Source organism: Pseudarthrobacter oxydans (assembly GCF_013314975.1).
Lineage (GTDB): Bacteria > Actinomycetota > Actinomycetes > Actinomycetales > Micrococcaceae > Arthrobacter > Arthrobacter oxydans.
In genome coordinates, this window is the sequence record NZ_JABTYH010000027.1 from 29,739 (window position 1) to 54,505 (window position 24,767).

Sequence of the window (24,767 nt, forward strand, 5' to 3'; positions counted from 1 at the left end):
AGAAAACATGCAGCTCAAGTCCCTGGCCACGGCCAAAATGACCGCCAAGGCAGCAGCAGTCTTCGCCGTCGGCGCCCTCACCCTCACGGCGTGCGGCGGCAGTTCCACTCCGGCAGCCTCCGAAGGCGGCATCCAGCTCATCAACGCCGGCAAGCTCACAGTCTGCTCGGACATCCCCTACGAGCCGTTCGAGTTCGAGAAGGACGGCGAGACGGTCGGCTTCGACGTTGACATCGCCAAGGAGCTCGCCAAGGACTTCGGCGCAGAACTGAGCATCGTTGACAGCTCCTTCGAAGCGATCGAGACCGGCACTGCCCTGACCCAGTGCGACCTGGGCATCTCCTCGATCTCCATCACGGACACCCGCAAGTCCGTCATGGACTTCTCCGCCCCGTACCTCGACGACGACCTGGCCCTGGTGGCCAGCGAGGACTCCGGCATCACCGGCCTGGAGGACGCCAAGGGCAAGAAGGTCGGCGTGCAGCAGGCCACCACCGGCGCCGACTACGCCCAGGAGCAGGGCATCGACGCGCAGCAGTTCGAGGACACCGGCCTCCTGGTGCAGGCTCTTGAAGCCGGCACCATCGACGCCGCCCTGGGCAACCAGTCCGTCCTCGGCTACGCCATCAAGGACCAGCCCAAGTTCAAGAGTGTTGAGGACTTCGCAACCGGCGAGCAGCTGGGCATCTCCATCAAGAAGGGCAACACCGCAATGCTGGAGAAGGTCAACGGCACGCTTGAGCGCCTGACCGGGGACGGCTCCCTGGAGAAGTTCAAGACCACCTGGTTCGGCGAGACCGCCAAGTAGCCAGCAACCGCCAAGTAGTCGCCGTGCAGGCTTGGGGCCCCCGCCCCGGCCAAGCCACGGCCCTAAGAACTACGCAGCCGGGGCCCCGGACGAGCTGTACCGCAGTCCGTCCGGGGCCTCTGCCACGCACAACGAATGTGAGCAACCCATGGCAATGACCGCACGTCAGCGAGCCAGAGTAAGCCTGTATGTCCAGGCAGGAATCTTTGTGGTGGCCATCGCCGCCCTGATCCTGGCCACCGACTGGGAGACCATCGGCAACAGCGTCTTCAACTTCGGCAAGATCGGGCCCATGTTCCCGGGCATCTTCGTCACCGGCCTGACGAACACCCTGATCTACACGTTCCTCGGCTTCATCGTCGGCCTCTCCGGCGGCCTGCTGCTGGCCCTGATGAAGCTCTCCAGCTTCCCCCTGTACCGCTGGATCGCCTCCGGGTACATCGAATTCTTCCGCGGCATCCCGGCGCTGCTGGTGTTCATCGCCTTCGGCTACGGCGTGCCCCTGGCCTTCGGCGTTTCCTGGAACATCACCGTGATCGTCATGGTTTCCCTGGGCATGGTGGCCTCGGCCTACATCGCCGAAACCCTCCGCGCAGGCCTGCAGGCCGTGCCCAAGGGCCAGCTGGAAGCCGCCCGCTCGCTGGGCATGCCCCAGTGGCGGGCCATGATCACCATCGTCATCCCCCAGGCCTTCAAGATCGTCCTGCCGCCCCTGACCAACGAGGTCATCCTGCTCACCAAGGACTCCTCGCTGATCTACGTCCTGGGCCTCACCGCCTCGCAGTACGAGCTCACCAAGTTCGGCCGCGACGGCATCTCCAGCCTGGGTGCGGGCCTCACGCCCCTTCTGGTGGCCGGCGCCTTCTACCTGGTGATCACCATCCCGCTGAGCTTCCTGGCCCGGAAGTTCGAAAGCCGCACCGCGCGGAACAATCGATAGGCAGGGAAGACCATGAACGACGTCGTAAATTCCTCCGGCAGCACCAGCACCATCCACGCCGCCGGCGTGGCCATCAAGGACCTGCGCAAGTCCTACGGTTCCAACGAGGTCCTCAAGGGCATCAGCCTGGACGTGGCGCCCGGCGAGGTGGTGTGCCTGATCGGACCGTCCGGCTCCGGCAAGTCCACCCTGCTGCGATGCGTCAACCTGCTGGAGCAGCCCAACGAGGGCAGCATCCATGTGGGCGGCTTCGAGGCCACGGACCCCGATGTGGACATCGACAAGATGCGCCGCAAGGTGGGCATGGTGTTCCAGCAGTTCAACCTGTTCCCGCACCTGGACGCCAAGCGGAACTGCTCCATCGCCCAGACCAAGGTCCTCAAGCGTTCGCAGTCCGAGGCGGACAAGGTGTCCATGCACAACCTGGAACGTGTGGGCCTCGGACATCTCGCGGACCGGTTCCCGGACCAGCTCTCCGGCGGCCAGCAGCAGCGCGTGGCCATCGCCCGCGCGCTCAGCATGGACCCGGAGCTGATGCTCTTCGACGAGCCCACCTCCGCGCTTGACCCCGAGACCGTGGGAGATGTCCTCTCCGTCATGCGGAACCTCGCCAAGGAGGGCATGACCATGCTGGTGGTCACCCACGAGATGGGCTTCGCCCGCGAAGTGGCGGACCGTGTGGTGTTCATGGACGGCGGCGTTGTGGTTGAGGAAGGCGCGGCCGAGCAGGTCATCTCCTCCCCCACGCAGGCCCGCACCAAAGAGTTCCTGCGCCGCGTCCTGGATCCGACGCACATCGACATCGAGGAGTAGGGCCTCTTCGCCTTCACTACGCACAGTCCCCGGCGCTACGGATTCTCCGCCGCGCCGGGGATTTTGTGCGTCACGGGGCAATCTGCGCCTCGCTTTTGAAGGAGGCGTACGACGGCGGCAGGCGCCTCCTGTGCAAGCATTTACTTCCGCGGTGGCTGGGCACACAATAGGTCCCATTACAGCCCTGGCTCAGCAGCGCGCTGCCCGTCCGGCCGCCGTCCCGCGCGGTGGCGCATCCAGGAGCGCAGAGATGAATTTCCAGGCCCCACCACCGCAGGCGGCAGTATCCGAACGCGCCGCGCGGCTGGCATCAGTACCCTCGTTCCAGCGGGTTGACTCCTTCATCCGGCGGTACCTTAACGGGGGACAGGACCAGCGCACCGTCTGCGACTTCACGTTCGGCAACCCCCACCAGATGCCGCCGGACCGCTACGTCACCACTTTGCGGGATGCCCTGGTTCCCCGTGATGACCAGTGGTTTGCCTACAAAACCAACGTCGGGACGGCGCAGGAAGCGGCCGCGCAATCCCTTGAACGGCTGCTGGATGTGCCCTTCAGGACCGAGGACATCTTCCTTACCACCGGTGGGTTCGCCGCGATCGCGCTGGCGCTCAAGACCGTGGCGGACCCCGGCGACGAGGTAATCTACAGCCTGCCGCCGTGGTTCCTGTACGAGCCGCTGATCCTCGAAGCCGGCCTGGTACCGGTGAAGGTACAGGTCCACACAGCCACGTTCGATCTGGACCTCGCCGCAATCGACGCCGCCATCACGGAGCGGACGCGGGTTGTGATCGTCAATTCTCCCAATAACCCCACCGGACGGATCTATCCCCCGGAGCTGCTGATCCGGCTCGCCGGCCTGCTGGAAACTGCGTCTGGAAGGATTGGACGGCGCATCTACCTCATCTCGGACGAGGCCTACAACCGCATTGTGTTCGACGGCGCGCGGTTCCACAGCCCGGCGGAGTACTACCCGTACACGCTGCTGGCGTACTCCTATGGCAAGACCCACCTTTCCCCCGGCCAGCGGGTGGGGTATCTGGCACTGCCGCCGTCCATGCCGCGCCGGGAGGAGATGGCGCCGGCCATCAGCGGCCTGCAGGTGGCGATGGGCTGGGTCTACCCCAATGCCCTGCTGCAGCACGCGTTACCCGAGCTGGAGAAGTTCTCCATCGACGTCGGCCAGCTGGAGCGGCGCAGGGACCGCCTGGTGGACGCGCTCGGCAGCATGGGCTACCGCATGGTGCCGCCTGAGGGCACGTTCTACCTGTTCGTCAGTACCCCCGGCCCGGACGATGACGCCTTTACCGAGTCCCTCGCCCGCCGCGGCGTCTTCGTTTTCCCGGGCACGCTGTTCGAGACGCCCGGGTTCTTCCGGATTTCCCTCACAGCCAACGAGGACATGATCGAGCGGAGCCTGCCCACTTTCGAAGCAGCGATCAAGGAAAGCAGGAAAGGAACATGAACGGACGGACGTATCCTCCGGGGGTGCCGTGCTGGATCGACACAACCCAGCCTGACATCGACGCGGCAGCAAACTTCTATGCCGGACTCTTTGGCTGGACGTTCAGGGACGCAGCCCCGGGCGGCGGCGCGGACCGCTACCTGGTGGCCCAGCTGGACGGCGCGGACGTGGCAGGGATCGCCGGCGGCCGCGAAGATACAACGGCCTGGAGCACCTACATTGCCGTCGAGGACGCGGACGCCGCGGTGGACCGGCTGGTCGCTGCCGGTGCCGTGCTGAGGGCACCTGCAACGGATGCGGGAGAGGACGGCCGCAGCGCGGCCCTGGCTGATCCGGAGGGCGTGGAATTCCGCCTCTGGCAGCCGAAGCGGCAGGGCGGGGCACAGTCCGTCAACCAGCCCGGGACCTGGAACTTCAGCGACCTCCACACACGCAACCCCGAGGACGCCGTCGGCTTCTACCAGGGCGCGTTCGGCTGGCAGGTGGACAAGGTGGGCTTCGGGGCGGACGACGCCGACTTCGGCCTGATGGCCCGCCTGCCCGGGTATGGCGACCACCTTGAAGCGACCGTCGATCCGGAGATCAGGGCACGGCAGTCCGAGTTCGCGGCTCCGCCGGGGTTCGCGGACGCCGTCGCCTGGATCGTGCCCATTGGAACCGGCCGGACGCCGCACTGGCATGTCACCTTCGCTGTCGCCGACCGGGACCGGACGGCCCTTAATGCCGAGCGTCTTGGCGGGCGGGTCCTGAGGAATGCAGACACGTGGTGGACCCGCGAGGCCCTGATCCAGGACCCGCAGGGGGCGGTCTTCACCGCCAGCCAGTTCACTCCGCCAACACGCTGACCGGCCAAGGCGCAGGGGCCTACGGCGCCAGCACTCCCCCGACGGCGGCCGCCACGGCTTCCCTGATGCGTTTATGGAGCTGCCGCAGCGAACGGCGGTCCGTGCGGACTTCAACAATGCTGCGCCCCTCGATCGGCCGCGCGAGCGCCTCGGCGAGTGCCGCCGTCGTAGTTACCGAGCAATGCCCGACGCCGTACGCTGCGGCAAGTGCCGCAATGTCCACGGAGTGCGGGGTGCCGAAAAGCCGTTCGACGGCGTCGCCGTAGGTTCCGGCCTCACGCACGGCCCCGTGTTCCAGCAGGTCGAAGATGGCCCCGCCGGCGTCGTTGAGGACGACTATCCGCAACGACGGCTGCTCCTCGCCGGAGCCGAGGAGCAGGCCGCCGACGTCGTGGAGGAAGGTGACGTCCCCCAGCAGGACTGTGGTGTCCTGCCGGCCGCCAATGGCGATGCCCGTGGCGGTGGAAATGGTGCCGTCGATCCCGGCGAGGCCGCGGTTGGCGTACACGGTGGCGGCGGGTTCCGGGGCGGGCAGGCCGGCGAGGTCCACGTCGCGAATGCCGTTGGACGAGCCCAGGAGGAGCTGCCCGCGGGCGTGCTTCCACACCAGCGAGCCCACTGCCGGACCACTCGCGGCAGCCTCTGCGGAAAGTGTTCCGTCCAGGGAATGCTGGGCAGCTGATCCCGCGAGCAGCCAGGTATCCAGCCATTCCGGTGTACCGCGGCCGGCAAAGTCGGCCAGGTCGGCGAGGCTTTCCAGCGGCAGCTCGGTGCGGCGGCCGGGCTCGTACCAGGCCACCGGCACGGGCTGGTAGAGGGCAGCCTGGACATCAGCCCTGGCCAGAAGCGCGGCGACGGGGCGGGACAGGGTGGGCCGTCCGAATAGGACCACGCGTTCAATCGGCATGCCCGAACCGGGACCAAAGTGCTCCAGCAGCAGCCGGTAGGGACCAACCGCGTTGGGACCGAAGCGGGCGTTGGAGGACGGCTCGGCCAGCAGCGGCAGGCCATGGGCCCGGGCGAACGCCTCGGCGACGGGCCCGGCGTCGTGCCCGGCGAGCACGACGGTGCGCCGCTCAGGCAGGTCGGCTGACGCCGGCGGCAGGTTCATGATGAGCGGCTCGGTGCCGATCCGGTAGCGCTGCCGTTCGGCCGCGGGCGGCAGCTCCTCCCCCTTTGACGGCACCAGCGGATCGCGGAACGCGAGGTTCAGCTGGACGGGGCCGGGCGGCAGGTCGGGGAACGCACCGGTGGCGGCGGACAAGCCTGTCTGGATGGCGCGCCGGGGGTCGGTGCCGGCGGCGATGTCGACGGCGAAGCGCACCTGCTCGCCGAAGAGGTCAGGCTGGACGGTGGTCTGGTTGGCGCCGGTTCCGCGGAGTTCGTCGGGGCGGTCGGCGGACAGCACCACCAGGGGAACCGCAGCGTGGTTGGCCTCCATCACTGCGGGCATCAGGTTCCCGACGGCGGTCCCGGACGTTGTCAGCACGGCGGCGGGCGATCCCGTGGCAAGGGCGAGCCCCAGTGCCGTGAACCCGGCCGAGCGCTCATCGATCCGGACCAGCAGGTCCACCCTGCCCTCGGCGGAAGCCTCGGCAAGGGCGTACGCCATGGGGGCCGACCGGGATCCCGGCGAGACCACCACGTGCTGCACGCCGCCGTCGACCAACACCCCAACAGCGATCCGCGCCGCCGCCAATGCACTCAGCCCACCCCCGGGGCCAGGTGTGGCACCGGAAGCGGTGCCAGAAGTGGCGTCCGGGCTCGCGCCAGGCGTGGTGTCCGGGTTGGCGCCAGGCGTGGTGTCCGGGGAAGGCTCGTTCAGCGAAGTCACCAAACCAGTCTGCCACCCCCGACGCTCTCTCACTTGATGTCGGTTTTACCGGAACGCTCTATCACCTGATGCGGGGTAAACCGGAACGCTCTATCACCTGCCGCCCAACGCCGGACGAAAAGGTGATAGAGCGTTGGCCCAAAGGCCGCAGGGAGTGAGAGAGCGTTGGCGCAAAACCTGCGTTAAGTGAGAGAGCGTCGCAGGCTAGCCGCGGAACACCTGGATCACGGACGGACGCGGTGCGCGCGCCTGGCCGGGTGCCGGCGTCGTGCCTTCCGCGACGTAGTCCGGGAAGAAGGAAACCTGCGCGTCGAAGGTGCCGTCCTCGCCCGGGTGCTGCACGGCAACAAAGACCGAACGCTCCTCGTCGTGGATGATGGGGCCGCAGGTCTCGGCGTCGCGGGGAACGGCGAGGAACTGCTCCACCTTGCCGCGTTCTGCGCCGTCCAGGGTGACCTTGAACAGCCCGTCCGCGCGGCCGATGCCGGAGGGGGCGCCGTCCGTGGAGATCCAGAGGTTGCCCACGGAGTCGAAGGCCAGGTTGTCCGGGCAGGAGATGGGCGAGACCTTGTCCACCGGGAAGCCGGAAAAGTAGGTGACGTCACCCTGGGCCGGATCGCCGCAGACCATCAACAGGTTCCAGGCGAAGGTGGTGGAGGTCTGTCCGCCGGTTTCGGTGATCTCCACGATGTGGCCGTCGCGGTTCTGGTTGCGGGGATTGACCTCGGTGGCACCCTCGTTGGACCCAACACCGCGGTTGGAGTTGTTGGTGCAGGCCACGTAGACCTTGCCGGTGTGCAGGCTGGGCTCCACGTCCTCACAGCGGTCCATCTTGGTGGGACCTACCTTGTCGGCGGCAAGGCGGGTGTAGACCAGGACCTCCTCGACGGTCATGCCCGGAACAGCGGAAGCCCCGTCCACCACCAGCGGCAGCCACTCGCCGATGCCGTCGAAGGCACCGTCGGCGGGCACGGCCCCGGTTCCGGTGATTTCCGCTGCCGGTGAGTTGCCCGTGAACCTCGCAACGTAGAGGCTGCCCGCGGACAGCAGGGTCATGTTGTGCTTGCGGTCGCCCTCGCGGTACTTGTCCTTCGAGACGAACTTGTACAGGTAGTCGAAGCGCTCGTCGTCGCCGGAGTAGGCCACCACGTGCCCGGACTCCGCGATGATCACATTGGCGCCCTCGTGCTTGAAGCGGCCCAGCATGGAGTGCTTCTTCGGCGTGGACGTGGGGTCGAACGGGTCAACTTCCACAATCCAGCCGAATCGGTTCGCCTCATTCTCGTAGCCGGGGTTGCGAGTGTCCCAGCGCGGCTCGTCCAGTTCCCACTGGCGGGCGGTGGGCTTGGACGTGATGCCGTAGCGCTTGTCGCCCGCGGAGGTGCCGTTGCCCACGAAGTAGCCCTGGAAGTTTTCCTCGCCGGACAGGATGGTGCCCCACGGGGTGGTGCCGCCGGCGCAGTTGCCCAGGGTGCCCTTGATGAACCGGCCTGCAGGGTCGTCAACAGTTTTGAGGAGCGACGAGCCGGCGGCCGGGCCGGTCAGTTCGTACACCGTGGTGTTCAGGAAGCGGCGGTTGAGCGGAGCACCCTTCACGTAGGTCCACGGCTTGTTCTTGTTCGTGCGCTCCAACTCCACCACGGACAGGCCGTGCGCGGCCGCCCCCACAGCGCGCATCTGGTCTGCGGGCATGGTGGCCGGGAACATGATGGCGTCGTTCGTGTACTCGTGGTTGGAGAACAGCACCGCGCGGCGGCCCTTGCTGCCCGGGATTTCCAGGATGTCCGTGTAGTCATTGTTGTAGCCGAACTGCTTTTCCTGCGCGGCGGCCGTCTGGTTGTGCAGGTCGAACTCGGGCGCGCCGTCGAAGATGGGGTCACCCCAGCGGATGACCGGTTGCCAGGTGAAGCCTTCCGGGACGGTCACGGCGTCCACGGCGGCATCGATCGACGGGATGGCCGTGAACTGCAGCTTGGACTTGCCGAAGCCTTCCTTCGCGGCCTTGGACAGGCCTGCGGCATGTGCGGATTCCGGGGAGGTTGCGGCGGATCCGAGGACGACGGCGAGCGCGCCGGCGGCGCCGAAGCCCAGGGCGGCGCGGCGGGACATGGTGGCGGAGGCGATGTCACGGAAGTAGCTGTTGGAGCTGGTGTTGCAGACGTCGCCGGCGCAGGCGTTGTCGCACTTCAGCGCGCAGGTGACGGCGCTGCGCTTGCCCTTGGTATGGCCGAGCATCGGCAGCAGGGTGAACTTGCGGGCAGTCGTTTCAGACATGGGGGCCTTCCAAGGAATTTCTACGAGGTCCCGCCCACCCTGTCAGCCGGTTTCTACGCGCAGTAGTATGCCGGGTGAAGTTCCGGTTAACCGCACGTGACCTGCAGAAACGTGCCAGAGGGGTTCAGGAAAGGCCGTGTCATGTGAAAGAGGGTTTCAAAAAAACCCACATTAAGTGAGAGAGGGTCTCCGGAAAGCCTGCGTCAAGTGAGAGAGGGACTCAGGCGGCCAGGAGCGCGTGGACGCGGCGCAGCCGGGCCAGCCACCAGTCCCGGCGTTCCGCGGATGCCGCATACCGCTCAAGCAGCCCGGCGTCGGCGGCCGCATCGCGGAGGCGGATGGCGCCGTCGTCGGACACCAAAGGATCCGTGGTGATGTCCGATTCAAACAGGGACACCGTCCCCAGCCCGCACGCATACGGCAATTCGGGCAGGGCGGCGGCCAGGGCAAGGCCGGCGCGGATGCCCACGGAGGTGTCCAGCGCAGAGCTGACGACGGCAGGCAGCCCGGCCCGCTCCACGATGTCCAGTGCGCGCCGCACTCCCCCGAGCGGCGCCACCTTGACCACCAGGAGGTCGGCCGCCCCGGCCCGCGCCACGCGTAAGGGGTCGGACTCCTTGCGGACGCTCTCGTCCGCAGCGATCAGCACCGGGGTGCCTGCGGCCCGAAGCTGCCGGCGGACCTCGGCCAGTCCGTCGATGGTGGGGACGGGCTGCTCGGCGTATTCAAGCCCGACGCCGGCAAGCCGGGTGAGTGCCTCGACCGCCCCGGGCACGTCCCAGCCCCCGTTGGCATCCACGCGGATGGCGGCGTCCGGCAGCGCGGCCCGCACGGCGGCAACCCGGGCGGTGTCGTCGTCGAGGGTCTGGCCGCGTTCGGCAACCTTGACCTTCACGGCGTCCACCCGGCCAAACCGCGCCAGTACCTCCGGCACCCGCGCGGCAGGCACGGCAGGAACGGTGGCGTTCACCGGGATAACGGAACGCAGCGGCGCGGGGAACCCCTCCCAGGCAGCCTCGATGGCGGCGGCAAGCCAGCGGGACGCCTCGGCGTCGCCGTACTCGGGGAACGGGCAGAACTCACCCCATCCGGCCGGGCCCCGCAGCAGCAGCGACTCGCGCTCCATGATGCCGCGGAACCTGACCCGCATGGGCAGGGACACCACGTGCGCGCCGGCCAGCAGTTCCTTGAGCGCGGGCACCTGGGGCGGGTCGGTTGGCATGGGTTCAACTGTACAAGCGTCCGTAAATGCGTGACTTTTGGAGCCGTCCCGTCCCGGGCCCGCCGTCTTCACGCGGGTTCAGTTCCGGCACCAGGGCAAGAGTTACGCATTCCCGTCGCAGGGCGCGGTGGGCGAGGTCCAACGTGCGGCGGGATCCCAGCTTTCTGTGACACCCTTTAAGCGATGACTTTTCAACGGCAGGCAACGAGCAGGACCGCAGCCCGACCCGCAACGGGGTCGGGCTTCCTGTTCGTGCTGGCCACGCTTGCCTGTGTGTCCGGGCTGGTGGCCACCTACTACTACTTCGTCCAGACCACCACCGGCCAGTTCATCGACGAGTCCGCACTCGTGGAGGCCGTGGAGCTCCATGGGCCGGCCGGCAAGGCAACCACCAAGTTCCTGGATCTCTTGCCCACCGTCTCGCTGGTGATGGCCGCCGTCGTGGTCCTGTTCGTCACCGTGATCCGCAAGCACTGGGCAGAAGCGGGGATTGCGGTGGCAGCCTGCGTCGGCGCGAACATCGCCACGCAAGTACTGAAGGATCTCCTGCCGGCCCGCCCGGACAAGGGAGTGATCACGCTGGAGCTGAACTCGCTGCCCTCCGGCCACACCACGCTGGCGGCGTCGGCGGCGGCCGCGGTGTTCCTGATGGCTTCGCCCCGCTGGCGTCCGATGGCCGGATTCGTCGGCGGCACGTTTGCCATCGCGTCCGGGGTTTCCACGCTGATCAATCAGTGGCACCGGCCGGCAGACGTGGTGGCGGCGTTCCTGCTGGTGGGCGCGTTCATGATTCCTGCCGGCTGGCTCATCATCCGCCGCGGGTCGTGGAATGCGTGGGACGGGTTTGGCGGGCACATCGGTTCGGCCCGGATCTGGCTGACGCTTCCGGTTTTCATCGGACTGGCGTCGGCCGCGGTGGCCCTGTACTCGCTGGCGCGCATTGCCCCGAGCCCCTGGCAGGAGACCAGCACCACCCACTATTTCTGGGCAGGAATCTCACTGATTGTGATCGCAGGCTACCTGGCCACGGTTGCCACGACGTCCCTGTTCGCGTACGCCGCACGACGACGTGTCCCGGCAAGGCGCTGAGTCCCTGCAGGCCAGGGAAACCTTGACCGAACCTTGACGCATTACTGGTGAGTATTTTGATGGGCCCGGTGGATAGTAGTGGCTGTCAGGAGACGGGCAGCGGCAGCGCAGGCAGCAGGCCATCCAGCCGGATTGGCCTCGCGGCCCATCACTCTCCTGGCGGCGTCTTGAAGTGGGCTCCGCCAGGTAACAACGGCCACTCGCCCGGCTCCTGGCAGCCGTGAGACGGTGAGCACGTTTGTCCCCCTGCAAGCGGACGTCGTGCTCCTCAAACATCCCGGCGCCGCCCTTCCCCCCAATGGCGGCGCCGGGATTTCCACCCTGTTTGCCGCAATCAGGCCCCGGCGGGTGGCCCGGGACTGACGGCCGTGCCCAGCACATGGGCCAGGACGGGCGACAACGGAAGGACGGCGAAATTGAAGCGCCGGCTGCCTACCGGAACAAAGCCAGCCTCCCCGATGGCCGCCACAGTGTCCCGGTTTGGATGGCATCCGCCGGCGAACCGCTGCCATGCAGGCGCCAACAGGTCCTCCACTGCCGCGAACAGCCGGTTGTCCGAGCGTACGTGCTCGTAGAAAGCAAGGATCCCCCCGGGACGCAGGACGCGCCGGATCTCGGCCAGCACGGGGGCCTGCTCGCTGACGCTGCACAGAACCAGGCTGGACACAACGGCATCCACGCTGGCGTCGGCTGCGGGAATGTGTTCGGCAGCTCCGGCACGGACCGTGACAGGCACCGGAGCGGAGGCTGCTTTGGCGGCGGCGATGCTCCTGAGGTCGTCGTCCGGCTCGATGGCCAGCACACAAGTAACGGCCGGCGGGTACAGCGCGAAGGCGGAACCGTCCCCGGCGCCGATTTCGACGACGGACCCATGCAGTCCGGCGAGCAGCTCACGGCGGTGTTCGGTAGCGCCGCGGCGGTTCATCTCCTCAACCGCCCGGGCGTAGGCCCGGGCGAAGCGCGGGTGCTGCAGTTCCGCCGGCCCATGCTCCCCCGAAGGGCCGCCAGCCTGGCCACCGCCGGTCACGCGTCTCAGCTCGCCGGGCCGGCGCTGCCCCCGGGGCTGACGCTGCCATCGAGGCGGGCGAGGGCCGCGCGGAGACGCGTGTCGGCGTCGTCCGCTACGTCCTTGACCGCCGGATTGTCGCTGAGCTGCACCATTGTCTGCGGATCGATCGCCTGGATGGTGGTTTCACTGGCGTCAGTGCTGCGGCGGACCACAACGTTGCAGGGCAGCAGGGCACCCATGTCCGGCTCGGCTGCGAGGGCACGGCTGGCCAGGTTGGGGTTGCAGGCGCCGAGGATGATGTAGTCGCCAAGGGATGCGGCCGCCTCTGGCCCCAGCTTGGCTTCAAAGGTGGCCCGGACGTTGATCTCCGAAAGAATGCCGAAACCCTGCTCGGCCAGGGCGTCCTTGGTCTGCTGCAGCGCCTCGTCCCAGGCAAGCGGAACGGTGATGGTGTGCGTGTAGCTCATGGTGCCTCCTCAGGCAGTTGCTCCTGCTGGTGGGTACGTCGCCATCGTATACCCCCGGGGGTGTTATGGCTACGGGAGTCCCAGGTCCACCGGATACTTTCCAAAAGCTACACGCAGTAGAGCTTGCCGTTGTTGGTGCCGACATCCAGCCTCAGGACGATCTCGGCTGAGGCCTCCGTGCGGTTTTGATAGGTGGCCGTTGCCCTCACCGTCAGCAGGCTCATCGTTCGGTTCTCCGCGATGATTGGTGAGCTCTCATTGAGGATGATGCTTCCTGAAGCGCCGGCTCCTGCCACCGTATAGGGCTGACCGTATGTTCCGTCCGGCCTCTTGGCGGAAAGGGTCAGGGCAAGGGGAACCTCGGGCAGGACGTAGTTAAGGGCAACCGCCTTATCCGCGTTGTCCATCCTGGCGCAGGCGAACTGCTGGAAAGCAGACCCGGGCCAGCTCGCTGCAGCGGTGACAGTCATGGTCGCCGTGGCGCTTTGGTGCCACAGCGCAGACGCTGCAGACCCGCCAAAGCCCAGCAGCACCGTGAGTAAGAAAGCTCCTACAGCGGTGGATGCGCCCGGCAGGCCTTGAAAGCGCCGCATCACCCGGACTTACTCAGGGCGGCTTGCCTCCGCGACCCGCGCACCGACTTGAAGACCAGTACGGAGCCATACCCGATAAGCCCCATGGCGGCGAGAGTGGTCCACAGTCCACGGTCGGCATTGCCAAGTGCGTTGGCAACGAACCCCACCTGGGGCACGGCGTAGAACAGCTTGCCCTTGACCTGGATTTCACGGACCGGCTCGGCATCGTTGGCGCCGTTGTTGTCGCCCCTGGTGATGAGTGTCTTCTCCCCCGCCTGGGTGGCGCCGAAGCCCACAATCCGGTGCGTTTCCACCTCCGGCTTTCCTGAGTAGAGCTGGAAGGTGATCACGTCCCCGTACTTGAGCTCCCCGAAGGGTGCCGGCTTCATCACCAGGAAGGTGCCGGGCGGAAATTTGGGTGCCATGGAATTGGTGAGCACTGTATACGTGTGGGATCCCGTCACCACCGGCACCACGATCAGGACCAATGCCGCGAACAGCGCAATGAGCATGGCAGCCATGCTGCCCATGCGTCCCACAAAGGCAAGCGTTTGGGCTCCTGCACTCCCTTTCTTCGAGGACGACGGCGATGCGGCATTGGGCGCGTCCGGAGCCGCAGCAGCGGCGTGGGCCAGCGGGCGTTCAGTCAGGTCAGCAGCCACCGGGGACCCCGCAGAGTTGGCGAACGGTGAGGGGCAGGGTGATGGCCACTGCTTGTCCTTTCACGGTGGACGGGGCTGATGGGCTGAGGGTCACCTGGAAACACAACACGGTGGAACCGGACTTGGGAACTGCTGGTGATGCGAGTCCAGGGGCGCCCAAAGGTGCGTATCCGCTGGCAGTGCTGCAGTCTGTTGCCGAGGCTGCGGCCTTCCCGCTGACGCTCAGGTACTGGGAGAGTGTCCCGCCGGACAGATTCGCCATTGCGGGCTGCCCCACCGTGGCCGCCGTGTTGAACGTTCCGCCGGCATCGGTGCTGTTAGTGACGACCACCCCGCCGTAGACGGACGTCCCGGGCAGCAGGGCCGCGGCTGGCGTCAGAGCCAGGCTGGCCGGTTTGCCGTCCGGGAGGGTCATGGTGGTGGCCTGCCCGGACGGCGTAGCCGTGAGATTAACGGTGAACGAAGCGGAAGAGACACTTCCGGGTGCCGCTACCGCGGTAGCGCTCCAGAGGGCGTAGGTGCCCTGGACTGCCAGAAGGCCCAAGATCACTGCCGCGGCGATAAGGCCCGCCGCCTGCAGTGTGCGCTTGACGCGCATGAGTCCTCCTGGTCATCTTCTGTCTCTATGGCGGATCGCGGTTCTTCCGCCGGCGCCTGCTAGGACGGGTTGGCGACGAGGCCGGCGCCTGCTACTACCTGCTGCAGCGTAAAGCCAACGTTGCCGAAGTTGTAGGTTTTGTTGACGTCAGATTGTCCCGAAGTGCTTGCGAGGAACTCGAAAGTGATCGTCGCAGTGACCTTCTGGACGTTTGCTGATTGGGTCAAGTTGTTGGCGATCGGGGTCCCACCGATCGCCAGGCTCGGACCAGAGATTGAAACGTTGGTTGAGGTAAAGCCGTTGGCCTCGCCGGTACCGAGGGCCGTGATGCTGGCCGACATCTTATCGCCGGTCAGCGTGACGTCCACGTCCTGGGTAAAGGTGAGCTTGTCACCCGGGACCACACGGTAGGCGCTAATGTCAGCGATGGTGTTGTTGGCGCGGTCCTTCCATACTCCTGCGGCAGTCTTTGCCACGTCCAAGGTCCCGGCCGTGATGGTTCCCGGGGCGGCCGAGACGGAGTCGTTCCAGGCGGCCAGTGTTCCGCCGCCGCCCAGCAGCAGTGCTGCGCCTACTGCGATGGCTGCGGTGCCTTTGATCAGGGTGCTGTTCTTCATGGTGTGTCCCCTCAGACTTTGCTTGCGTGTTTGTGGATCTGAGGATCACTCTGCAAGGCAAATCTCAGGACCTGATAAGGGATTCGATCAAGGTTCGCGCAAGAATAAAGCAGCAGGTCAGACGCCGGTAAGCGCTATCCATACGCACACTAGGACCCGACCACGCCCGGCCGTCCCGGCTCGTACAAATCGATGATGGGCAGGTGCCCGTCGGTACGGATGGCGTCGCCGCCGCCGTTGCGGTGGTGGTAGCCGCTGGAGTAGTTGAGGATGACGTGGACTGACTGCACCGCATCGGCCGCCTGCAGCGTGGCGATGATGAAGTCGCGTTCCTCGTCGGTGCGGTCGGCAATCTTGTGCGTGATCTGGAACGTGAACAAGGACAGGCCCACGCTGCGGTCGTACGTTCCGGCACCCACCCAGTCGACGGACAGGCCGCCGGGCAGCAGCCATCCGGGCGGGCATTTCCAGAACCGGACGTGGTGCCGCTTGCGCGGATTCCCGTCGATCTCGCGCTGGAATGCCAGGTCCTGCCGGTTGCCGAACACGTAGAGCGAGCTGACGGGCGCGGCCGGATAGCTGCGGCCCAGCACCGTGGAAGTGAGGGTGTGCCAGGCCGTGGCCGGGGTAATGGGGTCGGCCTCCACCCAGCCGGCGGTGCGCATGGCCCGGCGGAGCTCCTCCCTCGTCCCCACCACGGCGAGGTTCACGGGATCGCCCAGGACGCCGTCGCCCGTCCTGACCCTGCCAATAAAGTAGTCCGGGATGTAGAGGCTGCTCAGGATTTTATGGACACGCGGCAGCAGCGCATACGCCAGGATCAGCCAGACCGGCAGGAACACCCACGCCTGCTCGGGACCGCGCGAAAGCCGCGACAGCAGGAAAAAGTACACCGCCCAGCCGACGGCAACAGTCACCGCCAGGTACAGCACCCGCTGCAGCACCGCCAGGACGGTGGCCCACCTGCTTTGCCGCCGTTCCACCGCGTTGCTGGAGGGTGAGTGGTCCGGCTCCGCCGGCACGGCGCGCTCCTGGCCAGAGTGGTCGGCGCCGCTGTCGGGCCCCGGACGGGAGCCGGCGCCGCCGTCGGGCCGGCGGCCGGGCCAGCGTTCAGGGCCGGAGCCGCCCACGTCCGGGTCGCCCAGATCGGGGGTCACGGCTCGTCGGGGTTCAGCTGCTCAACGATGATCCGCGCCGTCTCAGGGTCACCCAAAATCCTGAAATGCCCGGCTGTGGGCAGCTCGATGTTGGTGGCACCGGGAAGGACGCTGCCCTCCGGAATGTGCGGATCGAACGGTCCGTAAACGGAGGTGATGCGGCTGTTGATGGCTTCCTCGCGGGCGAGCTCCAGCGTCAGGGCGTTGCGCGGCGAGAAGATCCTCAGGGTGGGCAGCAGCATGTACCTGGCATAGCGCGATCCCGAAAACGGCGTGCACACGGTGATCATCCGGTCGATCCGCTGCTCGGGGTCGAGCATCAGCATGGTGTACTTGCCGATCAGGCCGCCCTTGCTGTGCGCCACGATCGCAGCGTCCTGCAGGCCCGCTTCCTCGATGTGCTGGGCCACCATCCGCGCCGCAACGGGCACCTCGAGTTTGTTGCGCTGCAGCACCGTGACCACGTGGACGGGATGGCCGGCGTCGTGGATGCACTGGATGAGCGGCATCATGAACTGCCAGTTTTCGTAAACGCCCGGAATGATCACCACGGGCCGCCGGTGGCCCTGGTGGAAGGACCCTGGCTGGACCCGCGACAACACTCCCCGGACCTGCCATCCCGCGGCATAAAGGTAGTCCTGCAGCCACCACATGGCTTTGCGCAACGGACGTATCCGAGTGCTCACGCCCCGTTCACTCATCTGTCGAGGATATCCCTAGTAGTTGCGCCGGTGCTTCAGGCGGGGAATAACGACGGCGAACACGGCCGCCGCCGCAAAGCCCAGGATGCCCGTGGCTGAGACCCCCGCACCCAGGGTGGCAACGGCGGTCACCCCGGAGAGAAGCACGGGACCGGCGGTAGACCCGGCATCGGCCATGAACCGCCACAGCCCCAGGAACTGCCCGCGGCCGCGGTCCGGCGAAAAGTCCGCCCCGAGGGTCATCACCAGTCCGGAACTGATCCCGTTGCCAAACCCGATCAGCAGCGCGGCCAGCAGGAGCCCCACAAACGATCCCGTGAGAGGAATCAGCAGCAGCGCTGTCCCCATGATCAGCGTGGAGGGCACGGCAACAAACTGCCGGCCTTTCCGGTCCATGAGCTTGCCCGCGGGATAGAACACCAGCATGTCGATGGCCCCGGAAAGCCCGTAAATCAGGGAGGCTGACGTCGCGTCCATGCCCAGGTGGTCCGCCCACAGCGGGATGACCACCTGCCGGGACGAGCGCAGCGCGCTGAGCAGCAGGATGCCCATGCCCAGGCTGAGGAACACACCCGCGTGGGACACCGCGACGCTCCGCAGCGTGGGCTCCGGACCCTTGTGTCCGCCGTCGGGCGCTGGAGCTACGGCCAGGTCCGGAATGGTGAGTGACAGCAGCGCGGCGCCCGCCATGGCCACCACCCCCACCCAGTACGCGCCGCCGATGCCGGAAATTTGCATTACGGCCGCGCCCAGGAACGGCCCGATGAACACGCCGATCCGGTTCACCCCGCCCAGGGTGGATAGCGCCCGTGCCCGGAACTCCACGGGCACGGCCTCGGTGAGGTACTTCTGCCGGGCCAGGCCAAACACCGCCCCTGACATTCCGACGACGGCCATCGCCGCAGCGAGCAGCCACAGTCCGTCGGGCACCAGCGACGTCAGCCCGGCGGCCGCGAGCGCGAGGCCGGCTGCGACGGCGGCGCCCACGATTGACCAGCGCTCACCGAATTTGAGCGTCACCAGGGAGGCCGGCAGGTTGAAGAACCAGGAGCCCAGCCCGATCAGGGTGACGATCAGGGCGGCCACAGCCACCGAGGCTCCCAGATCCCGTGCGGTCAGGGCCACCACCGGCAGGATGGCGCCCGTACCGATTCCGTAGAGCAGCGTGGGCCCGAACGCTGCCACCGCGATGCCGCGCAGGCTGAAGGACTGGGGGTCATCGGGGGAAGTCATCAGATTTATTTTATGGCCGCTCGCGAGGCGCTGCCGCCCGGCCTGCGCACCGAATGCCGGCGTCAGTACGCAGGGACTGTCCGTGCGCACCGAACCCGGGCCTCAGCGCGCAGCGCGGTACAACCCCAAGCCGCATTTCCCCGGCGGCGGGAGACTACTGGCGGGCCCGCTCTCCGAAGCCTGCCAGCGACCTGAACAAGGCTACGATTTCCACCACCATGCCGATGATGGAGCCCACGATGCCCAGCCCCAGCAGCACGCGCACCACCACGGTCCAGCCCGGCCAGCTGTCCCCGAAGTCGAAAGGGAAGACCTCCCACAAGCGGAACGTGGCGGCGAGCCCTATTCCCAGGACCACCAGGTTTACCAGCGCCATGATGCCCCTGTTGCGGATCACCACAAAGACGAGGTTCGCCACGATGCCTGCGGTCAGTGACGCGTTGATGATGCCGAGCACGCGGTCCATATCCGGGGTCAGGAACGGCACCACCTGCCAGCCCGGCCAGATGTTGATCCCCCACATCATCGCGGCGTTAACCAGGACAGACACAACGTTGCCGCCGCGGCTGGTCACCGTCTTGTCAGCCATGCCATCTCCCGGAGCCAGATAAGGGCAAAATCATTGGACGTGCCGCCTGCCAACATCGTCCCCGCGGCAACTCCGGTCCGGAAGGGCCGAAAGGCCCGCAAATGAAGCGAATCGGGGGTCACAAACGCCCCGCGGAGGAGTAGCGTTCGCCTCATGGGGCGCTGATCCGCGCCCATACCAAAGGGGAGGTCAGTCGATGGGTGAAGTGTGGATCCGAACGCTCGGCAACGGGCTGGTCCGGGCAGACAGAGTCACCGAAATTTCATCCACCCGCGGGTCCCTCCAGGAGGACCAGGGCTATTCGCTGAAGGTCATCGTGGACGGCAAGGGCCATGTGCTTATTGACGACGACGAGCTCCAGGGCTCGCTGGCCGAGCGGCTGGAATACGCCCGGCACGTGGAGGACGCCCTGCTGCTTGCCATGGACGAGGCGAAGGACAGCAGCACCGCCGTCGTCATCTCCTACGAACCGGAGCGCGAGCGCTGGTCAGCCGCGCCGGTCACGGTGTTAGCCGGAAGGCTTTCCGAAGCAGTGGGGTGAGGATCTGGCTGTCCGCCGCGTTCGACGGCGGGCGGCAAGTTGCGTTCGACGGCGGCCGGCGCCCCGGGTGCCACTGGCTTGGGTGCCACAGGCTGCGCTTCCTGCAGGACGGTCCGTGCCGGCAGGCCGGTGATGCCGGTGCGCGTGAAGCACAACGCCCACAGCGCCACCACCAGCACAACAACCACCACCCACGGCAGATCCGGCCATGCCAGCAGGAAAGGCACGGCCACGGCCACCGCCGTCACGACCAGCAGGTACCACGCCACGTACCACCACGGGTTGGCCGGCGGGTTGCGGGTGGGGTCGCTCGATTGCGTGAAGGACGGGCGGCGCATCCGCTGGAGCCGGTCGTGCAGCACTCCCCACACCGGCCCGTTCAGGAGCGCCACCAGTAGGCCGGCAAACACTGCCGTTGCCGCAACCAGCACGCCCCAGTCCTGCAAGTGCGCCCAATGGTAGGTGGGGCCGGAGCACAGCCAGGCGGACCACCACGGGTCCGGCCCCTCCCCGGGCTGCCCGCACCGGACCAGGTTCCGCGCCCAGTCCTGCGACCCCAGCCAGGCCAGCGCAGCTGGAGCGCTTAGTCCCGAGGTGAGGACAGCAAGCAGCCGCGTCACTCCCAGGCTCTTCACCATGACGCGGTGCGGGCGGAGCCGCCGGTCGCCGTCGAGCATCCTCAAGGCCAGCCCGCCGGAATCCGGCGGCGGCGGATCCAGGATCAGCCGCGCCAGCGGGTCCAGCACCTCTACGCGGTTCTTGGAGTAGACAATGTGGTCATAAATCAGGGCGGACCTGTTGTACACCGGATGTTCCTCGGGACCGGGGCCGCCGTCGCCCTCACTGTCCCGGGCGTAGATCTTGCCGAAGACGGGACGCGGCCCGTGGGCGTGCGTGGAGATGGGCCCGGCCGGCACGAAGTCGAACTTCCCCCAGACGTTGATCCAGCGCGGCCGCTGGGGATTGGCCAGCCAGTCCGTCACCGGGTCCTCGCCCGCTCCCCCGCCCCACTGCGCATAGCCCAGCAGGTCCAGCCCGCTGCCCACGCTGACAAAGTTGGTGGCGCGGGCCTGGTTCTGGAACAGGACCTGCCCCGTGATGGCGGCACCCTGGCTGTGCGCCACGACGGTGACCTGTGTTTCCGGGCAGTGGTCCCAGCGCTGGAGCGTGTCCACCACCCGCTGCCGCATCGCTGCCGCCTGCAGGGGCTTGCGCTTCCACACCTGCGGATCGCCCAGGAAGTCGGCAAACAGGGACACAAGCTTCCCGATCCACCGGCCCGGACCCGGGATCCATGCCAGGCCGATGATCAGCAGCAGCGCCACCAGCACCGCCAGCAGGATGAAGAACCCGGCAAAGGCTGCCAGCGAGGTCAGGACGAGTTGCCGCAGCCAGGCCCCGAACCACCGGATGTTCTTTTGCCGCCCGGGATACAGGTTCCACTTGATCAGCTGGAGGGACCGCAGGTACACGCGCAGGGCGGTCCGCAGTGCCCAGGAGTACGTGGACGCGGCCGACGCCGGTTCGAAGTCCCTGCCCCAGGACGCCTCTGTCATGAGCACGGTGAGATATTCCGGAGTACCGTCCGCAGCGCTGCGGAGGACCTTGGCCAGCACTTCCGGAGGGTCACCCACCGCGTTCGCCTTGGTGATGACCAGGTGCGGGTGCGTGCTGTCGGGGACCAGGTCCAGGGAGAGGTCGTGCAGGCTCAGCATCAGTGGCTGGGCCCATTCCTGCAGGGTCCCGCCTTTGAGGGCTCGGCCCATGCCGTGGACGAACACCACCACATGGTCCGGCTGGCCCGGCGGACCCGGCCGGCCCTGCGGTCCAGCCGGTTCCGGCCGTCCAGTGGACCCGGAACCGTCAGCGCCGCCAAGGCCGCTGCTCGCGCGCTTGCCCATGGGTACATGATCCACCCGGGCTGACCGGTGGAGGAAGGGGATACTCCACCCTCGGAGCATTCATGGCCGCAGGCCGGAATCATCCTGCGGCCCTCGCGCGTCAGGCAGGAGGAACAATGGACCCATGGCACGAGGTAATCTGCGTATTCTTCTTGGGGCGGGTCCCGGGGCGGGAAAGACGTTTGCGCTGCTGGAAGAAGGCCGGAGGCTGGCCGGCGAAGGCGCAGATGTTGTTGTCGGTGCCGCTGCCCCGCGGGGCCGGACGGATAACGAAGAGCTTCTGGCAGGCCTTGAACTGTGCCCGAAACCGGAAAGCCAGGACCTGGAAGGCGGGCTGGACGTCCAGGCCCTGAAGGTCCGTGCACCGGCAATCGTCCTGGTTGACGACTACGCTGCAGCACCGGCCGGCGTGGCCCGCTGGGAGCAGGTGGACGCCCTGCTCGAGGCCGGCATGGATGTCATCTCCACGTTGGATATCAGGAACGTGGCATCGTTGTCGGACGCCGCCGCGGAGGTCACAGGCGTGCGGGAACCACACACGGTGCCGGACGCCGTGGTGCGGCGTGCCGACCAGATCGAATTGGTGGATGCTTCACCGGAGTTGCTGCGCCAGCGGCTGGCTGACGGAAAGATCTTCGGGAGTCAGGAGGAGGCCGATGCTGCCCTGGCCGGTGTTTTCCGCGTCGGCACCCTTGCGTCTTTGCGGGAGCTGGCGTTGTTGTGGCTTGCCCAGCAGGTAGACGCGGACCTGGCCGGCTACAACCAGTCGAAGAGAGCCGGCGACAGCTGGCCTGCACGGGAAAAGATCACCGTCGGGGTGGGTGGAACGGCCCTGGACCAGGAATTGGTGCGCAGGGCCGCGAAAATGCTGGCAGCGGCCGCCGGCGGGGAGCTCCATGTGGTCCACGTCCGCACCAGCAGCGACGGACACGGGACGGAGCCGGGCAAGGACCTGGAACTGGAATCGCTGCGCCGGCTCACGTCGGAGCTTGGAGGGGTTTTCCACGCCATTGGAGGAGAGGACGTGGGGTCGACGCTTTCTGCCTTCGCCAGGAGCATCAACTCCACCCAGATTGTGCTCGGAGCGCCCTTCCGCCGACGCCGGTTCAGCAGCCGCCGTGGGGTGGCAGCCGAAGTACTGCGGGACGCCGGCGCCACCGACGTGCACCTGGTGAACCGCCCGCCTGGCCTGTCCCACAGTCAACGGCGGTCGCGCCCGCGGTTGGGACGGCGGCGGGAAATCCCGGCCTTCGCCTTGGCCCTGGGGCTTCCCCCCATCCTGCAATTCATCCTCGATCTCCTCCCACACGACCAGCTCTCCACGGATATGCTGGTCCACCTCACTGGAATTGTGGGGGTGGCGCTGCTTGGGGGCCTGTGGCCCGCGGTCGCGGCGGCGGTTGTTGCGGGGCTGATCGTCAATTACTTCAGCGTCCGGCCCGTGGGGTCGTTGTCGGTCATTGATCCGGAAAATGTCCTGGCATTGCTGATATTTGTTGTCGTAGCGGTCGCTGTGTCGCTGGTGGTGGACCGGTCAGCCAAACTCAGCAAGGAAGCGCACATTGCCGGGGCGGAAGCCGCGGTGCTGGGTGACCTGAGCCGGCGTGCAGTCGCCGAAGGAAACAGCATTCCCGCATTCCTGGACCAGGTCCGGGAGCATTTCCAGGCCAAGGGGGCAGGACTGTGGGTGAGGCACCGGCCCGGACCAGGAAGGGGATCCGCATGGAAGCTCCAGGAGTTCTCCGGCGAAGTGCGGCCGGGTGACGTGTCTGCAGCGGACACGGCGGAGCAGTTGGACGGCGACAGGATGTTGACCTTGGCCGGTAAGGAACTGTCGCAGGACGAAAGGCGGCTGCTTTCCGCGTTCGGGGCGCACCTGCTGGCGTTGGTCCAGCGCGAAGAACTCTCCGCAAGCCAGCGTGAAAACCTGCGCCTGGCGGAAGGCAACACCATGCGCACATCCATCCTGCGGGCCGTGTCCCACGATCTGCGCACGCCCCTGGCCGGTATCAAGCTCGCCTCCAGCAGCCTGCGGGATAAGACCATTACCCTCGGACCGGGCGAGCAGGAGGAACTCCTCGCGACGATCGAGCATGGCGCGGACAGGCTGGACCGGCTGGTCAGCAACCTCCTGGACATGTCCAGGATCACGGCCGATTCCGTGGCACCGCTCATCCGCCCGGTCTACTGGGCAGATGTTGTAGGCGAGGCCCTGCGGGCGGTTGAATCGGAGCACCTCCGGGTGTTGTTACCGGACAACATGCCTCCCGTCGATGCCGATCCGGGAATGCTGGAGCGGGTGATCGCGAACCTTGTGGAGAACGCGCTCAAGTATGCCCCTGACTCCGACGTGGTGATCGCCGGCGCAGTAGGGGGTGCAGGCAGCGCAAGGATTGGGGATGTACCAGCCAGCGAACTCACCATTGTGGACCACGGCATCGGCATACCGGCTGATGACGTCCTGGCCATGTTCCGGCCGTTCCAGCGCGCCGATGACACCACCCCCGGAACCGGCATAGGCCTCGGTCTTGCCGTGGCGAAAGGATTCACCGAGGCAATGGGCGGGGTTCTCCTGGCCGAACCCACGCCGGGCGGAGGCCTGACCATGGTGGTCCGGCTGCCGCTGTCCACCGGCGTCGCGCCGGAGCCAGGCATGGGAGGTGCATCGTGGCGGCAGTCCTGATTGTCGATGACGAGGTCCAGATCCTGCGGGCGCTGCAGATCAATTTGAATGCCAGGGGCTATTCCACGGTCACCGCGCTCACCGGGCATGACGCACTGGCGCAGGCAGCGCAGCATCCGGTGGACATCATCATCCTGGACTTGGGGCTCCCGGACCTGGACGGCGTCGACGTCATTCGCAGGCTCAGGCGCTGGAACAGGGTTCCCATTGTGGTCCTCTCGGCACGGCACGGCTCCGATGACAAGATCGAGGCGCTGGACGCGGGCGCGGATGACTACGTGACAAAGCCGTTCGGTATGGATGAACTGCTCGCCCGCCTCCGCGCCGCCCTGCGCCGCGGAGCGCCCGGAGACCTCCCGGTGGTCAGGACCGAGGGCTTCACCGTTGACCTGCCCAATAAGCAGGTGACCCGGCGGGGAGTCGCCGTCCGGCTGACCCCCACCGAGTGGAACATTCTTGAACTGCTCGTCAGGAACAGCGGCGCCCTCGTGTCCCACGACGAGATCCTCACCCATGTGTGGGGCCCGGGCTACGCCGGCGAAACCGCATACCTGCGTGTCTACCTCGCCCAACTGCGGCGGAAGCTTGAGAACGATCCCGCCAATCCGCGACACCTGCTGACCGAAACAGGCCTGGGATACCGCTTCCGGGAGTAACGGGCCGGGCGTTAAGAAAGCATTAAGATCCCCGGAAACGCCCGCTGGACAGGGCCGGCCCGGTGCTACGCTCCGGTGGTTATCAGCA

Annotated in this window: 23 protein-coding genes; 9 read left to right on the top strand and 14 right to left on the bottom strand. The window is 67.0% G+C overall.

Annotated features, from left to right (window positions below; translation table 11 throughout):
• Positions 1-7 precede the first annotated feature (7 nt).
• The 5 genes from HTS88_RS16165 to HTS88_RS16185 all read left to right on the top strand — a co-directional run bounded on the left by HTS88_RS16165 (position 8) and on the right by HTS88_RS16185 (position 4,871).
• Positions 8-808, top strand: coding sequence for an ABC transporter substrate-binding protein (locus HTS88_RS16165; protein WP_174180129.1), 801 nt, complete (start codon positions 8-10; stop codon positions 806-808).
• 148 nt (positions 809-956) lie between these two features.
• Positions 957-1,748: an amino acid ABC transporter permease gene (locus HTS88_RS16170; protein WP_104184452.1), complete on the top strand. Its 792-nt coding sequence runs from the start codon at positions 957-959 to the stop codon at positions 1,746-1,748.
• A 12-nt stretch (positions 1,749-1,760) separates the two neighbouring features.
• Complete coding sequence (locus HTS88_RS16175) at positions 1,761-2,561, top strand: amino acid ABC transporter ATP-binding protein (protein WP_174180131.1); 801 nt, start codon at positions 1,761-1,763, stop codon at positions 2,559-2,561.
• A 250-nt stretch (positions 2,562-2,811) separates the two neighbouring features.
• Positions 2,812-4,026 (top strand): aminotransferase class I/II-fold pyridoxal phosphate-dependent enzyme, encoded by a 1,215-nt coding sequence (locus tag HTS88_RS16180; RefSeq protein ID WP_174180134.1) that lies wholly within the window; start codon positions 2,812-2,814, stop codon positions 4,024-4,026.
• Positions 4,023-4,871 (top strand): VOC family protein, encoded by an 849-nt coding sequence (locus HTS88_RS16185; RefSeq protein WP_174180136.1) that lies wholly within the window; start codon positions 4,023-4,025, stop codon positions 4,869-4,871. Before HTS88_RS16180 ends, HTS88_RS16185 begins: the two co-directional genes overlap by 4 nt.
• 19 nt (positions 4,872-4,890) lie before the next feature.
• Here the strand turns inward: HTS88_RS16185 and menD are convergent, their stop codons facing one another.
• The 3 genes from menD to HTS88_RS16200 form a co-directional block, all read right to left on the bottom strand.
• Positions 4,891-6,705 carry a 2-succinyl-5-enolpyruvyl-6-hydroxy-3-cyclohexene-1-carboxylic-acid synthase gene (gene menD / locus HTS88_RS16190; protein ID WP_425515563.1) on the bottom strand — a complete coding sequence of 605 codons (1,815 nt, stop codon included), beginning with the start codon at positions 6,703-6,705 and terminating at the stop codon, positions 4,891-4,893.
• Positions 6,706-6,909: 204 nt separating this feature from the next.
• Positions 6,910-8,979 (bottom strand): PhoX family protein, encoded by a 2,070-nt coding sequence (locus HTS88_RS16195; RefSeq protein WP_174180140.1) that lies wholly within the window; start codon positions 8,977-8,979, stop codon positions 6,910-6,912.
• Positions 8,980-9,199: 220 nt separating this feature from the next.
• The gene (locus HTS88_RS16200; RefSeq protein ID WP_174180143.1) at positions 9,200-10,201 is read right to left on the bottom strand and encodes an o-succinylbenzoate synthase; all 1,002 of its coding nucleotides are present in this window, start codon (positions 10,199-10,201) and stop codon (positions 9,200-9,202) included.
• A gap of 183 nt (positions 10,202-10,384) precedes the next feature.
• On the opposite strand from HTS88_RS16200, the gene HTS88_RS16205 reads away from it, so the two are divergent.
• Positions 10,385-11,290 (top strand): phosphatase PAP2 family protein, encoded by a 906-nt coding sequence (locus HTS88_RS16205; RefSeq protein ID WP_174180145.1) that lies wholly within the window; start codon positions 10,385-10,387, stop codon positions 11,288-11,290.
• Between the two features lie 334 nt (positions 11,291-11,624).
• Here HTS88_RS16205 and HTS88_RS16210 read toward each other — a convergent pair whose 3' ends face one another.
• The 10 genes from HTS88_RS16210 to HTS88_RS16255 all read right to left on the bottom strand — a co-directional run bounded on the left by HTS88_RS16210 (position 11,625) and on the right by HTS88_RS16255 (position 18,898).
• Complete coding sequence (locus tag HTS88_RS16210) at positions 11,625-12,317, bottom strand: class I SAM-dependent methyltransferase (protein WP_310108787.1); 693 nt, start codon at positions 12,315-12,317, stop codon at positions 11,625-11,627.
• Positions 12,318-12,322: 5 nt separating this feature from the next.
• Entirely contained in the window at positions 12,323-12,766 is a 444-nt protein-coding gene (locus HTS88_RS16215) for a DUF302 domain-containing protein (protein WP_174180148.1), read from the bottom strand.
• 107 nt (positions 12,767-12,873) lie between these two features.
• Positions 12,874-13,236, bottom strand: coding sequence for a hypothetical protein (locus tag HTS88_RS16220; protein WP_246256379.1), 363 nt, complete (start codon positions 13,234-13,236; stop codon positions 12,874-12,876).
• A gap of 122 nt (positions 13,237-13,358) precedes the next feature.
• On the bottom strand, positions 13,359-14,003 hold the full coding sequence (locus tag HTS88_RS16225; RefSeq protein ID WP_310108778.1) for a signal peptidase I: 645 nt from the start codon (positions 14,001-14,003) through the stop codon (positions 13,359-13,361).
• Complete coding sequence (locus HTS88_RS16230; protein ID WP_174180152.1) at positions 13,993-14,601, bottom strand: hypothetical protein; 609 nt, start codon at positions 14,599-14,601, stop codon at positions 13,993-13,995. The genes HTS88_RS16225 and HTS88_RS16230 overlap by 11 nt, the downstream gene beginning before the upstream one ends.
• A 59-nt stretch (positions 14,602-14,660) precedes the next feature.
• Positions 14,661-15,218, bottom strand: a complete 558-nt coding sequence (locus HTS88_RS16235) for an alternate-type signal peptide domain-containing protein (RefSeq protein ID WP_174180154.1) — start codon at positions 15,216-15,218, stop codon at positions 14,661-14,663.
• Positions 15,219-15,367: 149 nt separating this feature from the next.
• The gene (locus tag HTS88_RS16240; RefSeq protein ID WP_174180156.1) at positions 15,368-16,375 is read right to left on the bottom strand and encodes an LssY C-terminal domain-containing protein; all 1,008 of its coding nucleotides are present in this window, start codon (positions 16,373-16,375) and stop codon (positions 15,368-15,370) included.
• Positions 16,372-17,076 carry an esterase/lipase family protein gene (locus tag HTS88_RS16245; RefSeq protein WP_174180158.1) on the bottom strand — a complete coding sequence of 235 codons (705 nt, stop codon included), beginning with the start codon at positions 17,074-17,076 and terminating at the stop codon, positions 16,372-16,374. Before HTS88_RS16245 ends, HTS88_RS16240 begins: the two co-directional genes overlap by 4 nt.
• A 15-nt stretch (positions 17,077-17,091) precedes the next feature.
• A complete protein-coding gene (locus tag HTS88_RS16250) occupies positions 17,092-18,309 on the bottom strand; it encodes an MFS transporter (RefSeq protein WP_174180160.1) in 1,218 nt (405 codons plus the stop codon).
• 154 nt (positions 18,310-18,463) lie between these two features.
• Entirely contained in the window at positions 18,464-18,898 is a 435-nt protein-coding gene (locus HTS88_RS16255) for a hypothetical protein (RefSeq protein ID WP_174180162.1), read from the bottom strand.
• A 196-nt stretch (positions 18,899-19,094) separates the two neighbouring features.
• On the opposite strand from HTS88_RS16255, the gene HTS88_RS16260 reads away from it, so the two are divergent.
• Entirely contained in the window at positions 19,095-19,439 is a 345-nt protein-coding gene (locus HTS88_RS16260) for a hypothetical protein (RefSeq protein ID WP_174180164.1), read from the top strand.
• On the opposite strand, the gene HTS88_RS16265 is transcribed toward HTS88_RS16260, so the two are convergent.
• Entirely contained in the window at positions 19,361-21,340 is a 1,980-nt protein-coding gene (locus HTS88_RS16265; RefSeq protein WP_174180166.1) for a hypothetical protein, read from the bottom strand. The two genes, HTS88_RS16260 and HTS88_RS16265, sit on opposite strands and share 79 nt — an antisense overlap.
• A 124-nt stretch (positions 21,341-21,464) precedes the next feature.
• On the opposite strand from HTS88_RS16265, the gene HTS88_RS16270 reads away from it, so the two are divergent.
• Complete coding sequence (locus tag HTS88_RS16270; protein WP_174180168.1) at positions 21,465-24,023, top strand: DUF4118 domain-containing protein; 2,559 nt, start codon at positions 21,465-21,467, stop codon at positions 24,021-24,023.
• On the top strand, positions 24,008-24,679 hold the full coding sequence (locus HTS88_RS16275; RefSeq protein WP_174180169.1) for a response regulator: 672 nt from the start codon (positions 24,008-24,010) through the stop codon (positions 24,677-24,679). The genes HTS88_RS16270 and HTS88_RS16275 overlap by 16 nt, the downstream gene beginning before the upstream one ends.
• The last annotated feature ends 88 nt before the right edge of the window (positions 24,680-24,767 follow it).